17 protein-coding genes are annotated in these 19,942 nt (G+C 35.8%); 7 read left to right on the forward strand and 10 right to left on the reverse strand.

From position 1 onward, the window contains the following. Positions 1 to 3: 3 nt before the first annotated feature. The 7 genes from B0169_RS15370 to B0169_RS15400 all read left to right on the forward strand — a co-directional run bounded on the left by B0169_RS15370 (position 4) and on the right by B0169_RS15400 (position 8,213). The gene (locus B0169_RS15370; RefSeq protein ID WP_158077108.1) at positions 4 to 999 is read left to right on the forward strand and encodes an endonuclease/exonuclease/phosphatase family protein; all 996 of its coding nucleotides are present in this window, start codon (positions 4 to 6) and stop codon (positions 997 to 999) included. Next, a complete protein-coding gene (locus tag B0169_RS15375; RefSeq protein ID WP_077287402.1) occupies positions 999 to 2,513 on the forward strand; it encodes a hypothetical protein in 1,515 nt (504 codons plus the stop codon). Before B0169_RS15370 ends, B0169_RS15375 begins: the two co-directional genes overlap by 1 nt. Beyond that, the gene (locus B0169_RS15380) at positions 2,510 to 3,598 is read left to right on the forward strand and encodes a GNAT family N-acetyltransferase (RefSeq protein WP_158077109.1); all 1,089 of its coding nucleotides are present in this window, start codon (positions 2,510 to 2,512) and stop codon (positions 3,596 to 3,598) included. Before B0169_RS15375 ends, B0169_RS15380 begins: the two co-directional genes overlap by 4 nt. 144 nt (positions 3,599 to 3,742) lie before the next feature. Further along, on the forward strand, positions 3,743 to 5,092 hold the full coding sequence (locus B0169_RS15385; RefSeq protein WP_077287406.1) for an O-antigen ligase family protein: 1,350 nt from the start codon (positions 3,743 to 3,745) through the stop codon (positions 5,090 to 5,092). A gap of 65 nt (positions 5,093 to 5,157) precedes the next feature. Continuing rightward, positions 5,158 to 6,345 carry a CDP-glycerol glycerophosphotransferase family protein gene (locus tag B0169_RS15390; protein ID WP_077287408.1) on the forward strand — a complete coding sequence of 396 codons (1,188 nt, stop codon included), beginning with the start codon at positions 5,158 to 5,160 and terminating at the stop codon, positions 6,343 to 6,345. Between the two features lie 16 nt (positions 6,346 to 6,361). Further along, positions 6,362 to 6,754, forward strand: a complete 393-nt coding sequence (locus B0169_RS15395; protein ID WP_077287410.1) for an adenylyltransferase/cytidyltransferase family protein — start codon at positions 6,362 to 6,364, stop codon at positions 6,752 to 6,754. Positions 6,755 to 7,016: 262 nt separating this feature from the next. Then, entirely contained in the window at positions 7,017 to 8,213 is a 1,197-nt protein-coding gene (locus tag B0169_RS15400) for a polysaccharide pyruvyl transferase family protein (protein WP_077287412.1), read from the forward strand. Positions 8,214 to 8,802: 589 nt separating this feature from the next. Here B0169_RS15400 and B0169_RS15405 read toward each other — a convergent pair. From B0169_RS15405 to B0169_RS15450, 10 genes are all read right to left on the reverse strand, one after another. Next, entirely contained in the window at positions 8,803 to 10,308 is a 1,506-nt protein-coding gene (locus tag B0169_RS15405) for an oligosaccharide flippase family protein (RefSeq protein ID WP_077287414.1), read from the reverse strand. 78 nt (positions 10,309 to 10,386) lie between these two features. Further along, positions 10,387 to 11,310, reverse strand: coding sequence for a glycosyltransferase family 2 protein (locus tag B0169_RS15410; protein WP_077287416.1), 924 nt, complete (start codon positions 11,308 to 11,310; stop codon positions 10,387 to 10,389). 23 nt (positions 11,311 to 11,333) lie between these two features. Further along, positions 11,334 to 12,416 carry a glycosyltransferase family 4 protein gene (locus B0169_RS15415; RefSeq protein WP_158077110.1) on the reverse strand — a complete coding sequence of 361 codons (1,083 nt, stop codon included), beginning with the start codon at positions 12,414 to 12,416 and terminating at the stop codon, positions 11,334 to 11,336. A 20-nt stretch (positions 12,417 to 12,436) separates the two neighbouring features. Then, positions 12,437 to 13,783, reverse strand: coding sequence for a phenylacetate--CoA ligase family protein (locus B0169_RS15420; protein WP_077287420.1), 1,347 nt, complete (start codon positions 13,781 to 13,783; stop codon positions 12,437 to 12,439). Between the two features lie 2 nt (positions 13,784 to 13,785). After that, positions 13,786 to 14,784, reverse strand: coding sequence for a polysaccharide deacetylase family protein (locus tag B0169_RS15425; RefSeq protein WP_077287422.1), 999 nt, complete (start codon positions 14,782 to 14,784; stop codon positions 13,786 to 13,788). A 16-nt stretch (positions 14,785 to 14,800) separates the two neighbouring features. Further along, positions 14,801 to 15,958 carry a hypothetical protein gene (locus B0169_RS15430; protein WP_077287424.1) on the reverse strand — a complete coding sequence of 386 codons (1,158 nt, stop codon included), beginning with the start codon at positions 15,956 to 15,958 and terminating at the stop codon, positions 14,801 to 14,803. Further along, positions 15,958 to 17,100 carry a glycosyltransferase family 2 protein gene (locus B0169_RS15435; RefSeq protein ID WP_077287426.1) on the reverse strand — a complete coding sequence of 381 codons (1,143 nt, stop codon included), beginning with the start codon at positions 17,098 to 17,100 and terminating at the stop codon, positions 15,958 to 15,960. The genes B0169_RS15430 and B0169_RS15435 overlap by 1 nt, the downstream gene beginning before the upstream one ends. Beyond that, positions 17,094 to 17,612: a serine O-acetyltransferase gene (locus B0169_RS15440; RefSeq protein WP_235838597.1), complete on the reverse strand. Its 519-nt coding sequence runs from the start codon at positions 17,610 to 17,612 to the stop codon at positions 17,094 to 17,096. The genes B0169_RS15435 and B0169_RS15440 overlap by 7 nt, the downstream gene beginning before the upstream one ends. Beyond that, positions 17,612 to 18,724, reverse strand: a complete 1,113-nt coding sequence (locus B0169_RS15445; protein WP_077287428.1) for a glycosyltransferase — start codon at positions 18,722 to 18,724, stop codon at positions 17,612 to 17,614. Before B0169_RS15445 ends, B0169_RS15440 begins: the two co-directional genes overlap by 1 nt. Beyond that, entirely contained in the window at positions 18,725 to 19,927 is a 1,203-nt protein-coding gene (locus tag B0169_RS15450) for a TIGR04063 family PEP-CTERM/XrtA system glycosyltransferase (protein ID WP_077287430.1), read from the reverse strand. Positions 19,928 to 19,942: the final 15 nt, after the last annotated feature.

Consider the following 19,942-nt stretch of genomic DNA (forward strand, 5'->3'; position numbering starts at 1 on the left):
AAAATGTTAAAAATAAAAGAATCATATTTAAATATTTTTACCCAAACGTTGTATTGGTTTTTATTTCTAACCACATTAGCTCTTATCTCGTCGAGAGTTTTCCCGCATAGTGATGCATTGATTACCTTAAAGTACATTGGATTTTCTTTGCCTCGTTATTGGTTCATCTTTTTCTGCTTACTTTTAACTACCCAATGGAAACGACTAAGTACTTTTAAGAAATACTCTCTTCCTTTTATAATCGCCACCAGTTTTTATTATTTAGACTTTCAACTAAACATTATTACTAAGACCTTAAATACTAAGGATTTTCCCTCATATACTTTAGTCTCCGCAAACCTTGGCGAAGGTGTAGAACTTGAACGATTAGAGTATATAATTAGGCTTTACAATCCTGACACTTTTGTATTTCAAGAGTCACAAAATCTAAGTGGTTTTAAAACCTTCAAAAACTATCCATTTAAAGACTGCAAAGGTCATTTATGCTTTATCAGTAAACATGAATTTAAAATGGTTAATTTTTTAGGAAACTCCATGTTTGACGGCTATGGTAATTGGGCAGCCTTTTATGAAGTTAATATCAATAACATTAAGGTAAATATTGCTAATGTTCACTTGCCAACAGTCAGAAGGGCCTTTAGCAACTTTCATAATTTTGATGCCGTGCATTCCAATAGAGTTATTGCCGCAGGTATCTTGAATCAATGGGCTTCCTTGAAAGAAAACGTCATAATTGCTGGCGACTTCAACATGACCGTAACTGACAATTTGTATCAACGAAACTTTACTAATTACCAAAATGCTATTACGGATTATGGTATAGGTTTTAATAATACTTTTGACTACATCTATAGAGGTTTTTCGATACCAGGTGTAAGGGTTGATCATATTTTATTTTCAGGTGATTACAACATTGAGAAAGCAAGTGTTTTAGTAAACTTAGGTGGCGATCACCGCCCTGTTTTATCAAAATTTACAATAGATAACGGTGAAGAATAATGCGAAATATTAATCTAATGAGATTTTTAACAGCCATATTTATTTTTATATTATCTTCACCGGGACACTCAAAAGAATCTTCAATTCAATTTTCAGCTCCTGAGCAAGAGACTATATTTATATTACCCGTACCTAACAATGAATTAGCGCTTACATCTGAACTAAGCCTTCTCCGTGAAGGTAAAATATTGGAATGTGATTTTTCTGTTCTGACTATATGGAATAGTGATAAGCAAAAAAAATTCATTAGGCTATTATCAATAAAAATAAATAATAGTGATAACGCACAACAAAATAAAGCAGCAACATTCACTTTGAGATGGTCGAGAAAAACTAAACAGTTACCCATAAAAAGCAATAGCTTTAATACTAAAGCCCATTTAGTTTATCCAACTCAATCGTGGTTAACGAGAAGTATTTTATTGCAACCACAAATGGGTGAAATTGACACCTCTTGGTATACTGAGCCACAATCCCTATACGCAAATTTTGTTACTAATAAGTCACTACTCACCGAAAAAGGCTACCCTCCGCAAAAATACTCACAGTGGTTATTTGATAGACCTAGGGCAGTTTATCAGCTATATATCCAAACTGAAGATCCTAAGTGGCTTAAAGAAGGCACAAAGTTAGCACAATTTTACTTAGCAAACATAGATGATACAGGCCAATTTAAATTAAAAGACAGCTACGACTTAAAGTACTTAATGCCTAACGGATTACTTTATTACTACTTGCTAACCGGTGATAAAGAAGTAGTAAATATATTAAAAACTTTTTATGACAGAGCATTAAGTTGGAATCCCACATACGATGGTGGGCATAGGTTCTGGACTGAACGTCATCAGGCAGCGGCATTAAATATTGCGATTGCCTACTGGGAAGTAACCGGTAGCATCGAAGCTAAAAATCGAATAGATGAAATTATTGAAGCTACGGTACAAATGGTTTTCAATCCCAGAGAGAATTGGCCGTTAAGAGGTTGTCCTCAGCATACTTATAAATCACATGAAGGTAAGGCTGGTGATTCTCCCGTCTGCTCGCCATGGATGATGGCTTTATTAAGTGACGGTTTATGGCGCTACTATCGCCTTAGCGATGATAAAAAGTCGGCCGCATTACTTAATGCTTTTGGTGATTTCATGCCGCATTATGGTATTCATTTCGCTGACAAAAGATTAAAAAGTATGGTACTGCCTATTTATCTATCTTCAATGGATAATAAGCTTCTAGAAGTAAAGAACCAATGGTCTGACGGTCAACATGCATGCGATGTAGCCAGCCTCATTGGAAAGTCTTTATATATAAAGAAAAAAACAACTGAAGATACTTATATACTACAAGAGCTTTTTAACGTGTTTGTTCAGCAATGCAAAGACATTAACAAAAGATATCGAAATAAAAAGCATGACTATTTGCCCATATTACCGCCAAGACGTTTTGGTTGGACATACTCAACCACCAGCGACTTGCCTTGGTTAGAATCATGGTTGAACTCACACGGCACACAATGACTTTGATAAAAGAAAATGAACAAGTGGCTAACAATATTCAGTGGCAATTAATTACGACTTTTGATGACTTAAGTGCCATTACGCAGCAGTGGCAAACATTAGCGCAGCAGTCTTCAACCGCGACTCCATTCTCTTCTCCTCAATGGCTGTTAACTTGGTACCGTACTTATTGGCAAAGTAATTGGAATTTAATGACCCTCGCGGGTTACATTGATAACAACTTAGTCGCTATATTGCCTTGTTACGTCCAAAACACATTGCAGTGGCCACACATAAAAGTGTTGTACCCTTTAGGGCAAGGGGAAATAGAAGAAGCTGAGATTTCATCGGAATACTGTGACGCTGTAATAGCAAAAAGATTTGAAGCGACAGTTTTACCCGAACTGCAAAAGAAATTAGCAGCACTCGATATAGATAAAATTCTTTGGGGTGCTGCTTTACAAAGCAGTCACATTAAAGGGCTATTAGAAACAGTTTTCAAATATACCGCAGTAACAACCCATAGCCGATATTGTATTGAACGCTCAAAGTGGACACTACAAGACTTAAGCAAGAATACCCGTGCTCGATATAAACGATCAAATAATCAATTAAAAAAAATTAATGCAACTTATCATTGGGTTGATGAGAAAGAGCACGAACGTTATACCAATTTACTTATTGAATATCATCAAAGCCTGTGGAAAAGCAGAGGTGACAAAGGCGCCTTCGCGCACGAAGACTTTAAGCGTTTTCATGAGACATACAGAGCTAAAAACACCATAAGAATAAGCGCTATAATAGTTGCTAATAAGCCTATCGCGATTAACTATTATTTTTTCGATGATACTACGCTATATTTCTATCAATGTGGTTGGGACAGTGAAAGTTATGCCAATTTTTCATTAGGGTTATCTTTACATCTATGGAGTATCGAAAATTGCCCTTACCAGTATTATGACTTTATGATGGGAGAGCTCAAAGGTAGCTATAAAGAAAAGTTTGCGGCTCTGCGAGAACCTATGACTAATATCGATATTAAGGTTAATCCTAAAAAAGTATTTCTAGATAAATTAGTACAAAAAATTGTTTCTTTTAAAGTATAACAGTTGGGTGATATAGCATACCTATTGAAGACTTATCAAAAAACATGATAGACATTTAATCTGTTTAATAGATAATAACCTCGATTACTTTAGTCTCCGTCATAACAATACGATAATGAAAATATCGAAAGGACTCTCATTCCAATGACACGTCAGTTTCCTACTACTGAAGAAAAAGACTCTACAGCAGCGTTTTTCTTTTTATTTCTTTATACGGCATCATCATTAATTCGTCCCCATGAGATGTTTCAAGTAAGTGTTGAATGGATACTTATCAAAGTATTTGCCATTATTTCATTTTTTATAGTCTTACTCGCACAAAGGCCATTAAAGTTATACCCACAGCACTGGATGTTATTAGCTTTAATCCCCTTAATTATAATGTCAGGCTTTTTAAATGGCTCAGGTATGTTTGGGATTGAAGAAGCAAAAAAACTATTTATTAGCGCTATAATTCCAATATTTTTAATGAGCTCTTGCATTACAACAGTCAAACGACAACATATTTTAATGGTCGTTTGCTTAATAGCTGCATTATTAATGGTACATAATGGCCATACTCAACAAACAGCTTATCAAGGGTTTGGTTGGGCATTAAACTCCCACTCTGTTGGTTATATTGATCTAGGTGAAAGAAGAATCACGTATTTAGGTTTTTTTAATGACCCTAACGATCTAGGAATGTTTTTGGTTATGAATATCCCTTTTGCAATATATTTTTATAAGATAAAATCAGGAATTTTAAAGTTAGCGATGCTCTGTGTACTCTGTGCTTTGGGCTATGGTATTTACTTAACTGGCTCTAGAGGTAGTATGCTTGGTGCAGGAGGATTGCTCGGTATATACATTCTAGTTGTGAATGCAGGACCTAAATTATTTATTTCATCTGTATTATTAGCACCTATTGCTGCAACAGTTGTAGCATCATTACAAAGCAGTATTGATGCCTCTGCTAGTGGACGATTAGAAGCTTGGTATGCAGGTATTCAAATGATGCTGTCTAATCCACTATTTGGTGTTGGGAAAGGACAGTTCTTTGATCATCATGGTTTAGTTGCCCATAACTCATATATACATGTTGCAGGTGAGTTAGGTGTACCTGGCTATTCCTTATGGGGGGGAGCTTTAATATTTACTGTATTAACGAGTTATTTATTTATTAAAGCCAGTAAGCTAAAAAAAGAGACAGAAATAGCTGCTAGTAAAACAGTAAACGATGATGATTCAAATAAAGCATTTGAGAATGAACGATTACTTAATAAAACATTATTTTTCTCTATGATTGGTTTTATGATCACAGGCTTCTTCATTAGTCGCATGTTTACGCTTACACTCTTCATTTTTATGGGGATGACTATTGCTTCACATATTCGTATGATTAAATTGAGTCCAGAGTATAAAGAATACTTTAGTTATGCTCTTGCTTTCAGGTCAATGGGGTATTGTTGGGTGGTTATTGTCGCTGTGTATATTTCATTAAAACTAGGTCTTTAGAAGATTTAATTACCTTAGCCAATTAATACTATTTGATCGTTATCAACAAATTATGAGCCAATTAAATGAATAAAATAACACTTATCATTACGTTACTAATTAACTTTTTATTCTATGTTTTGGGAAACATCATCCCAAAAAGTAAGACAACATGGATATTTGGTGCATGGTATGGTCAAAAATATAATGATAATCCAAAAGCTTTTTTTAAATACGTGAATGAACATCACAAACAAAACATTAAGACGGTTTGGATCACTAAAAGCAGCGATGTTATTAACGAGGTCCAAAAAGCAGGATGTATTGCCTATCATGAAAAAAGCTTATTAGGTATTTGGCATCAATTAAGAGCGACTAAAGTCATTATTTGCCAATCGCTACATGACGATGTTTTTTCTCCTTGTATAGGGAAAAAAACTCAAGTGATCCAACTCTGGCATGGTATACCTTTAAAAAAGATAATGTTTGATGCTTTTAGTGAGAAAACAGAACAAAAAAATATATTTGGTCGCTTCGTTGATTATTTATCGCCTTACAATGAACATAGAAATGATATAGTCATTTCCACAAGTACATTAACTCAAACAACATTAGCCCAAGCCTTTAGAGTAGAAAAAGAACAAGTATTAACCTGTGGTTTCCCTCGCAATGATGTTTTTTTCGAGAAAGCAAACAAAGCAGAAAAGGGTCCGTTTAAATGTATTTATATGCCAACATTTCGAGGAGGGATTGCCTCAGAGTGTGATCTATTTGAGGCTTATGGTTTTGATTTAAAAACAATAGAAAGCCAACTAATTAAGAACAATATAGAATTAACCCTTAGAATGCATCCCGTAAATAAACCTCCTGTTCAAATAGTCGAAGAAATTAAAAATTCTGCTGTAATTAAACTAGATGCTGGAAATGATATTTACCAATCAATCAATCAATATGACTGTTTAATTACCGATTACTCAAGCATTTACTTTGATTTTTTATTATCAAACAAGCCGATTGTTTTCGCCCCTTTTGATCTAGACGAGTACAAAACACGTGAACGTTCTCTTTATTTTGAATTTGAAGATGTAACATTAAAGCCTTATTGTTATTCTTGGAATGAGATAGTGGAGCGATTAATATCGTTAAAAGAAGCATCCATTGATGATGAATATAAAAACGAATACAGAGCTTTAAGAGATAAATTCCATGAGAAGCCTAACGGTGGTACATCTCCATTCTCAGCCAAGTTATTTGGCTATTTAAACAGCCAATAAATAAGGATATTAACTTATGAAAAGAGTACTCACATTCGGTACATTTGATTTATTTCATATTGGTCATTTACAAATATTAAAAAGAGCAAAGGTTTTAGGGAAATACTTAATTGTAGGTATATCTACAGATGCTTTAAATTACTCTAAAAAACAACGCAATCCTATCTGTAACCAAGCTCATAGAAGAGAAATAATTCAAGAGTTGAAGTGTGTTGATGAAGTTTTTTTTGAGGAGTCTCTAGAGCTTAAACGTCAATATATTATTGATACTAGGGCAGATGTACTCGTGATGGGAGACGATTGGAAGGGACGTTTTGATGAGTTCAAAGATATTTGCGAAGTTATCTACTTACCAAGAACACCATCAATCTCTACGACTGAACTTATAGAAATCGTAAGAGAGATTTAGTAAGAATAAACGGTTAAAACAAGTTGATAGCTTATCGACTTGTTTTAACAAAAAATGGCTAATGAGCTACTACTGTACAAATCTTCCAGTAACTTTCTGAAGTTCTCGTTTGAGCAACAACTCAACATTAAAGCATAACCGATTATTCAAAGCGATCATGCTTCCTAAAACAATAATTAAAATGATATTCTTTTCAATTTGTCATATTTTGTTCATATACACTTGGTAGTTTAACTGGAAATATCCTTATCAGGTTGACTATATGAATGACATTATTTTATATGGCGCTTTTGACCGACACAATTATGGCGACCTATTATTCCCTTTGATCATGGAACGCGTCATTAATGATCTTCATCCTAACAAGAAAGTACTCATTGCTGGTTTGATAAATAGTGATTTATCAAAATACGGGGCAAAAAAAACAATAACAATAAAAAGAGCGCTCAAAAAAAGCAAACATGACGCTACATTAATACTTGCTGGTGGCGATGTTGTGGCTTGCGATTGGCAATCAGCTTATGGATACCTATTGCCAAAATCTATCTTTCCTCTATATGAACGAATAGCTTGTTATTATTTCCCTAAATTAACTCAATATTTAACATCACGCCTTATGGGATTAACGTCTGATCTTCCTTTTAATTTAAGCCGTAATGATGTGGGAGAATCTAGGAAGGTTATTTATAATTCAGTTGGAGCTACAGGCGTTTCTAATGTTACCAATGAGCAAGATGTTTCAGCATTAGGCGAGCTAATGAATGAAACTAACTTTGTTTCTGTTAGAGACTTATTTTCACAATCTCAGCTAGAAAGAATTGGTTGCAACTCTTCACAATTAGCACCTGACTCAGCAACAGTTATGTCGTCATATATATCAATCGAAGAACTTGAACAAAAATCTTTATATTCAACAAGAAAGCTCATAGAAACTTATATGAATGGCTACATTGTTTTTCAAATATCTCAAGGTCATGTGAAAGGTAAGGAAGAAGCCTTCGCGAAGGCTCTTTCAGACACTAGCAGAGCTTTTAACTTACCTATAGTATTTATAGCAATAGGTAATGCGGCAGGCCATAACGACGCAGCAGGAGTTCATAAAGTTGCTTCCTTACTGACTAAAGGTACCACTTACAGCACCTACTTAGATGGAAATATTTTCGACTTAATGAATATCATCCGTAACGCCTCTTGCTATTGTGGTAGTAGCCTACATGGTTTAATTACATCAATGTCTTTTAGTGTCCCAAGAGTTGCTCTATTACCAACATTAAGAAAGCAAATTAATTACATGAATACATGGGATCTACCACACATGCCTAAAGGTATTATACCTGAAAATTTATCAGACGCTGTTGGTATTGCTATGGCGACTCCAAGTAAGGATTTGAAATCATTAGGGCGAAAATTAACGGATATTTACATGAATAGCTTTAAAAGCATGAGTTCAAGTTTTTAGAGTTTATGTTTGAAAAGTCGTAGATATGTCGTCAGGAACTCGTAGGCTGTCCATATAGGTAATATGCTAAACATGGCTAAAATTAGTATCATCAATCTGGAGAAACTTAACTTTCTTAGCGAGTAATGAGGATGCAATGCTTTCACCATTATTAATACCACTTTCAACAAAACAGAAATGCCAACCTTTAAAAATCACCTCAGCCTTTAACCTTTTATTATTTGAATAAAAGTAACGGTTTTCAATAACGTTAGGTGCCTAAGGAATACTCAAGACCATTTAATACTCTAAACGGCAGGAGGTTTTTATATTTGCATAGAGCTATTGCTTAAAGGTGATAAGTGAATCTATTTTCGGCGGTTTATTTAATTTGTAGCTAAACCAGCAGGATGATACTACGACGTTTTTCATTTGGTTTTCCTTAATCATTCTATAACTTGCGTGCATGATGTCGAGATAAATTCTCGACATCTATACCTACAAATAATAAATCTGTGTAAACCAACAGATTAACAACTCATTATTTAAATAGCTCGAGTAAATTTATCCATATTGTTATAAATAAGAAAAGTAACATTCAACACTTAACTTACCTATTTAATAATTTCTTACTAATAGAAATAAAATAATCTCCTGATATCTTTCTTAAATTTGTATCGAGTACTAATAGCCAGCTAAGTATCAAGAATATGCTAAAGCTCACTGCGCCATAAATAACAAGTTCAAACCAATTGATTTTTGTCATTACCACAAGAGCAAGCCATAAACCGACACCGAAAACTAAAAAGTTAGCCCAGAACAATTTACGAATGATCAGCCAGAGCTTTAATTCATTATAAAAACTGTACAACCATAAGCTTAGCACAACGTTAGCAATAAAAGAGCCGATTGAAGTGCCTATAGCGACACCAATAAGTCCGTACTTTAACCCTAGTACTATTGATAATGAGATATTAGTAATTGCCCCAAAAAGGCTGACTAATGAAATGTATTTATGTTGAGCCTGCGCCAGCAACACTTGATTAACTGAAGTATAAATTGCTTGGCAAAAGAAGGTAAAAATTAAAAAATAAAGAATATTTGCTGCTGATGCAAATTCTTCGCCAACCCAAAGTACGATAAAGGCTTTGCCTAAAATAATTAAAGGCGCGGAAAAAAGCGTCGCAAAAAATAAGTTAATCATTATCGCATTATGAAATAACTCATCTAAATTTTCATTTCTTGACATTTTTTTCATAAAAACAGGTGATAGGAAGCCATTAACTGTAAAAACAAATGACTTAATATGCTCAGCTAAGCGGTTAGCTACACCATAAACAGCAACAGATGAAAGACCGATAAGCTTGGTAACAATAAATGGATCCGCTTTCGAATTTAATGTGTTGGCAACACCATTGGCAACAACATGCTTGGAGAACGCAAAAAGCGAATTCAACTCTTCTTTAGACACCAACTTGAAGCTAAATCTCATCGCAGGGTAAAGTTTCTTTATGTAATAAATTTTAACCCCGTTAGTTAATACATCAGCAAATAGAGTAGCTATTATTGCTCCCCAAATATTCATGGTGGGTATCAATAAAAAAATCAAAACAGACTTTATCAACACATTAACCATGACCAGGTTAGAGTCAATATCGAGCCTTAAGAAGGCCGTAATGAAACCATGAAAAGGGTTCATTAAAAAATCCATTAATATTTTTGCTGAGAGCACGAATAACGCCATTTTCAATGCATCAGCATCAACCGTAGCCCCAAAAAAGTCAGCGGAAAACAATGCGACACAAGCTAGTAAAGCAACTGCTGCAAGACCAAGGCAACCAAAAAGTACAATACTTGTAGAAAATACAGTATTCACTTCTACAGGATCATCCCTCTCTAACGCTAGTATGGTATGGCGCTGAACTGCTGATGGAAAACCCAGTTCGATAACATTAAACCAACCTATTATCGAAAGAATAAGCAACCAAAAACCATAGCCATTAGCGCCAAGGACATTTATAAAATAGGGAGTAAGTAATAATGAAGATACAACTAATACAATTCTTTCTATAAATCGAAAAACTGAACTCTTAAAAAATAGCTTTTTAGTACTCATTGTTCAGTACTCGTAGAAAAACAATCATAATTAACTCTTTGTAGGTAATAAACTTTATCTTTTTCTTTATTGAACAGATTAGATAGCGCGTTTTGTTTTTTGCATGAATTGCCAAATAAAGTTAGGCACTACTTTCAATAACCGACCTTTTAATGATAACTTTCCATTATTTTTCAATCGAGATGCCTCTAAAAGCGTGTCACCCGCTAAATTGAACATGCCATTATAAATATAGGTATTGGCGTATCTAACATGTAAATTTTGTTTTATTTCATCCCAATCAACCGATTTGTTATGTTTCTCAGCCTTTGGTTGAATTTTATTTAAACAGACTAACTCAGCAGCATGCATTTTTTCTTCATTTGATGAATAGTTATCACCATGGAATACATGAATGGCTAAATGCTCTGGTACAAAGTCAAGCTCACACACTAGCGAGAGTTTTAACCAGGCCAACCAATCATCGACGCCCATTAAGCTTCGTTCGTCATCAAATGCTTGTGTTTCTTGCAGTAAACTCTTACGTGCAATAGCTGTACAACATGTGAACATGTTCACTTGTATAAGTTTGTCGAATACATCGCCACGATATTTACGTTCGAAGCTCGGCTTATCTTGCTTATTAAGATGGGCATAATCAGCAATAGCCCCACAATAAACTAGGCCTACTTTAGGATTTTCAAAAAGTGGTACTTGTTTTGATAACTTAGTAGGTAGCCAAAAGTCGTCCTGATCACAAAAAGCGACCAATTCTCCGTTTGCTCTTTCAATGCCATAGTTTCGAGCAGCAGCCACACCACCATTTTGTTTGTGGAAGCCTACAATATTGCTGTTGTTTTCAGCCAAGGTATTGATGAGTTGTTCAGAGCCATCTTTACTACCGTCGTTAACCAGTAATATTTCAATGTTATCGTAGTCTTGGGCTAAAATCGTTTCAACCGTTGCTTCTAAGTATTCAGCCCCGTTATAAACAGGTATGACAACAGAAACTAATGCGTTCATGCAAAGTCCTTAATAATTAATGTTTAGTCAGCTAAATAAAGCTTCATATATTTTTGTGCGACTGTTTCTAATGAATAGTTTTGAACCACCAATTGATAGGCTTCATTGCCCCATTTTTCAATTAATTGAGGTGCTTCTGCTATCTCGGTTAACAGTCTTGAAAGCTTTGTATCGTCGTCATAATTAAATAACTGACCTGTCACATCACTTTGTACTAGTCTGGGGTTTCCACCGACATTAGTTGCTAATACCGGAATGTGCCGAGCCATAGCCTCTAAAATGGCAATAGATAATCCTTCCATTTCTGAAGTTACCACCATGACATCGATATGCTTATATATATTTTCTCGGTCAACTAACATGCCATGAAAGTGTACGTTTTTAGATAGGCTACTTTCAGCTGCCGCTGATTTTAATAATTCTTCACAAGGACCATCACCAAAAAAGTGAATCTCGAATTTATTTGCTAGAGCCTCTGGCATTAACGCTACAGCTCTTAACAAACAAATTTGATTTTTTAAGGGAACCATTCTAGCAACAGAGCCTAGTTTAATTTTAGCCTGTTGTTCATTCAGTGGTTTCTGATGATTTTCTTGCGGTATTAAAATGCCATTATCAACAACAGATTGTGGTTTGTTCTGCCAATTATTAACTTTGCCAAAAACAGCTTGCCCTTCATTTGAAACGAAGGTGATTTGGTTGACGATAAATTGCGTTATTTTATGCATAACACGCCACTTAAGCTGATTAAATGGTTCAGCTCCATGTCGGGTATAAACAACAGTTTTTCGTCTGCATAGTATTGGGCTATAACAAGTAAATAATAGTGTGAAAGGCGAATGAAAGTGTAAGATATCAAATTCGTTAATCACACGCTTAAACGTTTGTATTTTTTCTGATCGGCTGCCTTCAACAAAATGAACCGGAATATTGTTTTTTATGCATTCAGCAACTAAAACATCATCCTGCTCACCGAAAGATAAAATAGCACTATTAAGTTTTAGTGACTGCCGCTGTTCTATGGCTAAGTCGATAACAAAACGCTCTGCGCCGCCTATATTTAGGCTAGATAATATATGCAGAACACTTTTAGGTTTAATATCCACGCTTTCTCCTAAGGCACTTTCTATACTTTGCACACTGTTACTCGTCTTTTACCTGAAGGCGTCAGAGGTATGTCATCTACAATATCAAATTTAATGGCTAAGCTGGCTTCTGAATACTTATTGATTATTTTCTCTATCGGTTCAAAGTCAGGCGATGTACTTTGTGCATTTAGCACTATTTTTACATTAATGGCTTCTAGCTCAGTTTGCACCACTTGAAACTTTGCAATCCAAGTGAAGTCTTTGAACATATGCGGGAATAGTTCTCCAGGAAGTAACTGACCATTCGGACATTTTATAATATCTAGTTTACGTCCGTCGACTGAGTTCATCATAGGCAGCGGATTACCACAGTCACAAGTGTCGTTTGATAACGTGGCACAATCACCGTTGAGATATCGAATGAGTGGCATACCGTAATTGGTTAAATCAGTTATGGCTATATCGCCGCTTTGTTCAACAACACTTTTACCGTCAACAAGCGTTTCAACCACTAATTGATCAATATTAATGTGTAAGCCATGCTGCTTTTTACATTCTGAAGAAATAAGCATAACTTCACGACAACCATAAGTATTATGAACTGGGCAATTAAATGCTTTTTCAATTAACTCCCTTTGATGTTCATAAAGCGCTTCAGCTCCGGTAACAATGGTATTGGGCTGATGCATTTTAATCTCATTAGCAATAATGTATTTTGCTAATTCAACTAAAGGGTTTACGTAACTAACTATTGCATCCGGCTTTATTTTATTGATACGTTTTACATACTCATCAATATTGCTGTTATTCATTTCAAAAGAGTTCAGCATGTAGTTATTAAAAAATCGATGGTAAAGGCTTTCTTTAAGCTGACGAAAAGCGGATACATTGCCTAAGCTAGTACCCCACAAATATACCGCTTTAGTACCTAAGTCAGCACCAACTTCACCATATCCGCGCCATGCTATCGCTAACCTTTCTTCATGGCTTTCCATGTTTAATTCAAAGTGAAATGGCTGTCCGGTTGAGCCTCCGGTAGATTTTTTTATATTTGTCGCTTTATTACAAGCAGGCACAAGTTCGTCATAGTAGGTCATCACGTCTTGTTTGGTTAATACAGGTAATGTTGAGAACTTTTCCAGGCTGTCAATTTGCTCAACAGATTCAATACCAACACTTTGCCAAACTCGTTTATAGTAAGGTACGTTGTGCCAACAAAAATGGAGTAACTTTTTAAGTTGCTGCCACTGATATGATTTAAGTTCTTCTTGTGTCCACGATAAACGTTGGTTAGCTTGAGTAACCTTTTCTACAACGTTACTTTTTTTCAAGGTGGTGTAATAGAAAGGAAACAATACTTTAATAAAAAATTTTCTATAATTCATTTTTACTTCCATACACTTTTATGCAGCTTTTTTAAGTATAGTTTTAATAACTTATGGGATAATTGTGTGGCGTTACAATTACTGTCGACAGATATTCTCTCTATGCTAAATTCATTTAACTGCTTAGAGGTATTAATGCCTGAAATAAAAGAAAATGACACTTGATAATATTTCTTGATGATTTTGACTGTCTCTGCAGTAAAGCTGTCTTTGCCACCGACGGGATACGCAAAAGCCTTAATACTTGTATTGAGCTCTTTTTCTATAAGTTCTTTGGACGTTTTTGCTTCATAATCTTGTTCTTCAATACTTAAGTGAGACAGTATTCTATGGCTACAAGTTTGTGAACCGAACTCCATACCTGCGGCGCTCATTTCCCTTGCCATATCCCAAGTCATAAAGAGAGGCTCTTGATCACAAAAGTTAGAGTTAGGTGTTTGTAATTTCTGGTGTAACTCTATGAGTATTTCCTCAATAGTTGAACCGTTGTTTATTTTTACAACATCTAGCACTTTTCTTATACTTGTTGGTACATCCTCTTTAGACAGAGTGATGCGATCAGGCCAATTATTAAGTTTAATCTCATCAACTTGAGCATGTCGAACCAAATAAGCAATTCTATCCCACCACGGAATTTCAGCATTATTAATAAAGTTGGTTGCTAAGAAAAAAGTCGCAGATATTTTATTTTCTAACAGTATAGGAAATGCTTTACTGTAGTTATCAATGTAGCCGTCATCAAACGTAATTAATGCGTATCTTTTGTCCGTAATTTTACCTTTAAGTATCTCATCGAGATCATCAAGGGTAACGACGGTAAAATGCTTTTTAATATATTGCATGTGTTCAGCAAAGTTAGCTTCATCGCAACTAAAAACGTTAGGATCGTATTCAGTTAGGCTAGCTTCGCCGATTCTATGGTAATTAAAGCAATACAGTCCATTGGGTAAGACTGCATTCGCGATAAGTTTACCCAGCTTATATTTAACATTTGTTAGCATCCTAGCTCCTATACAGCTACAGCTGTTTAAATGTCGGTTTAGCTAGAATAAAGTCTCTGTACTCATTAGGATTACCGTTTTTTCCAGCTTCAGCGGCTTTGGCAATATTGTACATTTCTCTTGCTGATACATAATGCAGTATATAATTTTCACCATCATTATATTTTGTTTCTAAATAGCTATGCATGTCATGACGTGGTTGGCCTAACAAGGTGTCCATATCACTTTCTTGTGTACCATGGGTATGTACCTTGATAAAGGTCCACTCTGGACGCCCTTTAACGTGTATATGTGAACTAACCCACTGATCAATTCTGCTTTTAAGTGGTGGACAGGCTTTTCTGACATCCGCATTTTCAACGTGAGGTAAACCTTTTGGTGTTCTCCACTTGAAGTTTATGCCTATAGGCCCTTGAATAAGCATGACATCACCAGATTCAGCTTTGCCTACTTCTACATCAATACCTGTATCGTGGCTTTTACACTTACCCGGTCGCCCTTCGGCATAATAAATGGCATTAACTTTACTAGTTTGCGCGGGACTAGGCGTTGCAGGTAATGTCATATCAACATAACAGCCGGTTTTATTTAGTAGCGCTAGTTCATTATCGATACCGCACATGTAGCCATCAGGCAATGAGTTATCTAATGACCAGTTGCCATGGATAAAAGCATACATTATTTGCCCTGTTTCTGGGTGAACAGGTAAAGCATTATGATCATGGTGTAAGATATTGGCAAAATCTGTCATGACCTTAGTAAAGTTTTCTGGCGTATCTTTATCATGATGCAAGTGAATTTCTATTTCACCAAAACCGCGATAGCACATATCTGATAGCTTAGCTAAATGCTCATGTCTGTACTCTTCTTGTGGATAGAAGAAAGAGTGTTGAGGCATGTGGCCATCCGCATCTTTATGTTGCTCAGCCATTAATGGGTAATCTTTAAACCAACGATCGACACGTGCACGCTCTAACTCAATATTGTCTCGATTTTTCCACTGCGGCTCAAAGTGATCAACAAAACAAAATAAAACATGTACTGGACCATCAACTTTAGGTCGGTTTATTACGTTTTTAAGGTAAGAAATAAACCAAATGTCCATATTTTTCTTTTTGAGTACAAACCAAAAAGCTACTAAACCTAAAACGAGTAATACTAAAAAAAAGTACATTATTTTTTATCTCCTGAGCGAGCTGTTCTTTGCCAGCCACCGCTTTGATGTCCTTTCAAAAACTTTAAGAAACCTTGTCCTAAGGCTATATTCATCGATAAGAAAAAACTGACTATAGCAATAATACCGCTGACCTTTTCACCGTTATCTATTTTTTTCTGACCATACAGGCCGAGTGCGTAAAACAGCACTTGTCCAACAAACAGTAGGTTATAGAATGATGTACCTAGCAATGCTAAGTTTGTTAGAAATATAACCAGCATTAAATGAGGAGCGAACCAACGTAGCACTTTATGTGACCAATAACATAAGCTGAACCAACCATTTAAAGGCGATAACGCCCATAAGTTAACCATAAAGGCTTTATAGTTACCGACACCTATTCTTACTCTACGACCATATTCTTCTTTGAGTGATGGTGCGACTTCTTCTGTTGCAATAGCAAGATCATTGTACAGAACTTGGTAGCCCTGCTTTTTAACATTCATAACTATACAAAAATCATCAACGACGGTGTCTTTCGATAACGGCACATAAAGTTCGCGTTTGATCGCATAAATAGCACCGTTAGCGCCTAACAAACCACCTAATGCTGACTCGTACTTTTTCAGGAGTTGCTCGTATTGCCAATAAAGTCCGTCTTGGTTTTGATTACCGTCATCGGTTTCTAGAATTAATTCACCTGAAACAGCGCCAACTTGATCAGTAAAGCTTCTAATGAGTATATCAACTGCATCGGCCTTAAAGTCAGTATTAGCGTCTGTTAACACTAAATAGTCAGCATTTGATTGCGCAATTAGATCATTTAGAACAGATATTTTTCCTCTATTTTCAGGAAAATTAAAGGCTTTAACTCGTGGATCAGTAAAACTAGTGATGATTTCACCGGTAGTATCTTTACTACCGTCTGATGCAACAAGTATATTTAATTCGCCAGCATAATCCTGCGCTAAAGCGTTTTCTATTCGTGCTTTAATGCAGGACTCTTCGTTGTAAGCGGCAATTATAATGTCGACACTTGGATAGTGGTTTATGTCTTGTAAAGCAATGCTTTTAGGCTTAATAAGTAGCTTTAATAACAAAGGGTAAAGAAAATATGAATAAATTAATAAGCTTAAAGACAGCCAAAAAATAGTTAACATGTTTTTTCGCCTTTATTGATTATTTTAGCTGGTACACCAACCGCCGTTACGTTACTAGGTAAGTCTTTTACAACGACGGCATTAGCACCAATTTTCACATTATCTCCGATGGTGACTCCACCAATAATCTTTGCGCCTGCACCAATAAAAATATTACTACCTAATACTGGTGCTTGACCTTTTTCATCACCAATAACAACACCACTTTCAACAATGATATTTTTACCGCCAATAACTTTTGAATTTATTACTACACCTACGGGGTGCATAATCACGAAACCTTTATCAAACTTTGCAGCTGCACCAATAACACAACCATTAATCACTCGATTTAACCACAATGATATAAGCGCTAAGGGTGCCAGTTTATAGTTCACTAACCAACTCGTCAGGCGATACAAAGCATTGGCAGAAGTACCATCGCTCACTAATGTTCTGAGCATCGAAACTTGATAGCCTTCGTCTGTTAGTACTTGTTGTTTTTGCTTAATATCGCTTTTTAGATATTTCACTATTTATCCATTTTGTCTAAAACATGCTGAACATTGGTTTGCCAACTAAATTTACTCGCGTGTTGAAGAATAGCTTCAGTTGACCACGTTTGATTCATCGCTTTTTCCATTGCCTTTGCCAAGGCTAATTCACTTTTTGCTTCAACCAATAAGCCAACGTCATCATTAACAACTTCCGGAATACCGCCTACGTTGGTGGCAATAACAGGGGTTGCACTTGCAAAAGATTCTAACAACACATTAGGCACACCTTCACGGTAACTCGGTAATACCAAAAAGTTAGCCTGGCGGGTATATTGGGCAACTTGCGCTAAAGGAACTGAGCCAAGTAAACGAATACTATCGCTAAGCCCATGCTGCACGATTTTATCTGCCAGTATAGCTTTCATCGGGCCTTCACCTAAAATATCTAACTTCATTTTAGGGAACTTTTCTTTTAATTGAATAAAAGCGCCTAATAACTCGTTACAGCCTTTGGTTTTAATTAAGCTGCCAACAAAAACAAAGTGCTGACAATGTGGCTTTTGTGCTATTGGATAAAAAACTTCTGGGTTTACACCATTATAGTTAACCGATAATTTATGTTTCTCGATTCCTTTGTCCTGTAACACAGTTGCTAACGCCTTGCTTGCACAAAAAATAGTATTGGCCTTATTCAACCATTTCTTCATTAAATTGCTACGAGCTGGGAATTGACTATTTTCATTTACATCGGTGCCATGTACTTTGACAAATAAAGGTAAGTTAATAAACCTATTGAGCATTGACACTGCAACAGCATCGGGAAAGCCCCACGAGGCTAAAATTGCAGAACTCTGTTGTTTTTTGATCCAAGGCAAAAGCCATAACAAAGAGAAAAATTGAAAAGCGGGTACGAAGCGGCGACCAAATTTAGGAATATAAAAATACGGACAATATTTTATGTTTTTTGAGCCTTGGCATTGTGTACGGTGGTTTAACCATTCTTTCCAAGGCAATAGCAGCACTATCTTAACATCTCGAGATTGTGCGATTAAGTCAAACTGCTGTTTATTAAAGCTAGCCCTATTTACTCCCCAAGGTACAGGGTATAAATTAGTGATTATAAGTAAGGGCTTTTTTGTTACCGGCATTTATTGAGTAAGCCTTTCATACACAGGCAAGTATTGTTTTGCGGTATTTAACCAATTACGCTCTTCACGAACAAATACTAACCCTTGCTCACTGACTTTTTCGAGTAAAGCTTTATCATCAATAACATCAATAATTTTAGATGCTAGTGCAGAGGCGTTATCTGCTTCGAATAAAAAGCCGGTTTTACCGTCAGCTATCAATTCACGATGACCACCAATATCAGAAGCTATCACAGGTTTAAACTGCGCCATCGATTCTAGAGGCTTTAGGGGCGTAACTAACTCGGTTAAACGAATACTTTCGCGCGGGAAAACCATCACATCAGCCAGGCTGTAATAACGGCTTACTTGCTCAAAAGGCACTCGTCCAACAAAAGTAACTGACTGTTCTAAATTGGCTTGGTTAACTTGTTGCTTTAGGTTATCTAACTCGTTACCAGCACCAACGAGCAGTAGGTGAATATCGTCACGCGTTTTAGCAATTATTTCCATCGCTTCTATCGCGTAAGACAGGCCTTCATATTTAAAAAAAGTACCTACGAAAGCAATAACTTTCTTACCTGATAAATTAAAAGCTTGCTCAAGTTCAGTATCACGTTGGTGAGAAGGTAAAAAATTACTAATATCAACCGCATTTGGCGTGACAAATATTTTACTTTCAGGAATATTTCTTTTGATGATGTCTGCTTTAAGGCCTTCACAAATACAACTAACGGCATCAACTTTTTCAAAAGCACTTTGCTCTATCGCTTTAATCATACGATATTTAAAGCTGCCTTCTGTTGTTTTTCCGGTATCGACAGCGGCATCCTCCCACAAAGCTCGAACTTCATAAGTAACAGGAATATTGTATTTTTTACCCACTTTAACCGCTGCTAAGGCATTAAACATAGGAGAATGGGTTTGAATGACATCAGGCTTATCAGCTAACACTGCCTTTTCAATACGTTTAGCTAGATGATTTATGTGCAATAAATAATTTATAAAAGGAATTTTAGTAAGCACGGAAGTAGATTCTTCAGTACGCAGATAAACAACACCGTCAACATCTTCTTCCATTGCTTTAAAGTCTTGATATCTTTGGCTAGTCAGTTGATTAGTCGTTATACCTATTTTACGTTGGTGGCGAATAATTGCATCAGAACGCAAAGAGTAACCACTTATGTTTGGCCTTGAATATTCCAATACATGCAAAACTTTCAACTGAACTTCCTTCTA

Source organism: Cognaticolwellia aestuarii (assembly GCF_002000025.1).
Taxonomy (GTDB): domain Bacteria; phylum Pseudomonadota; class Gammaproteobacteria; order Enterobacterales; family Alteromonadaceae; genus Cognaticolwellia; species Cognaticolwellia aestuarii.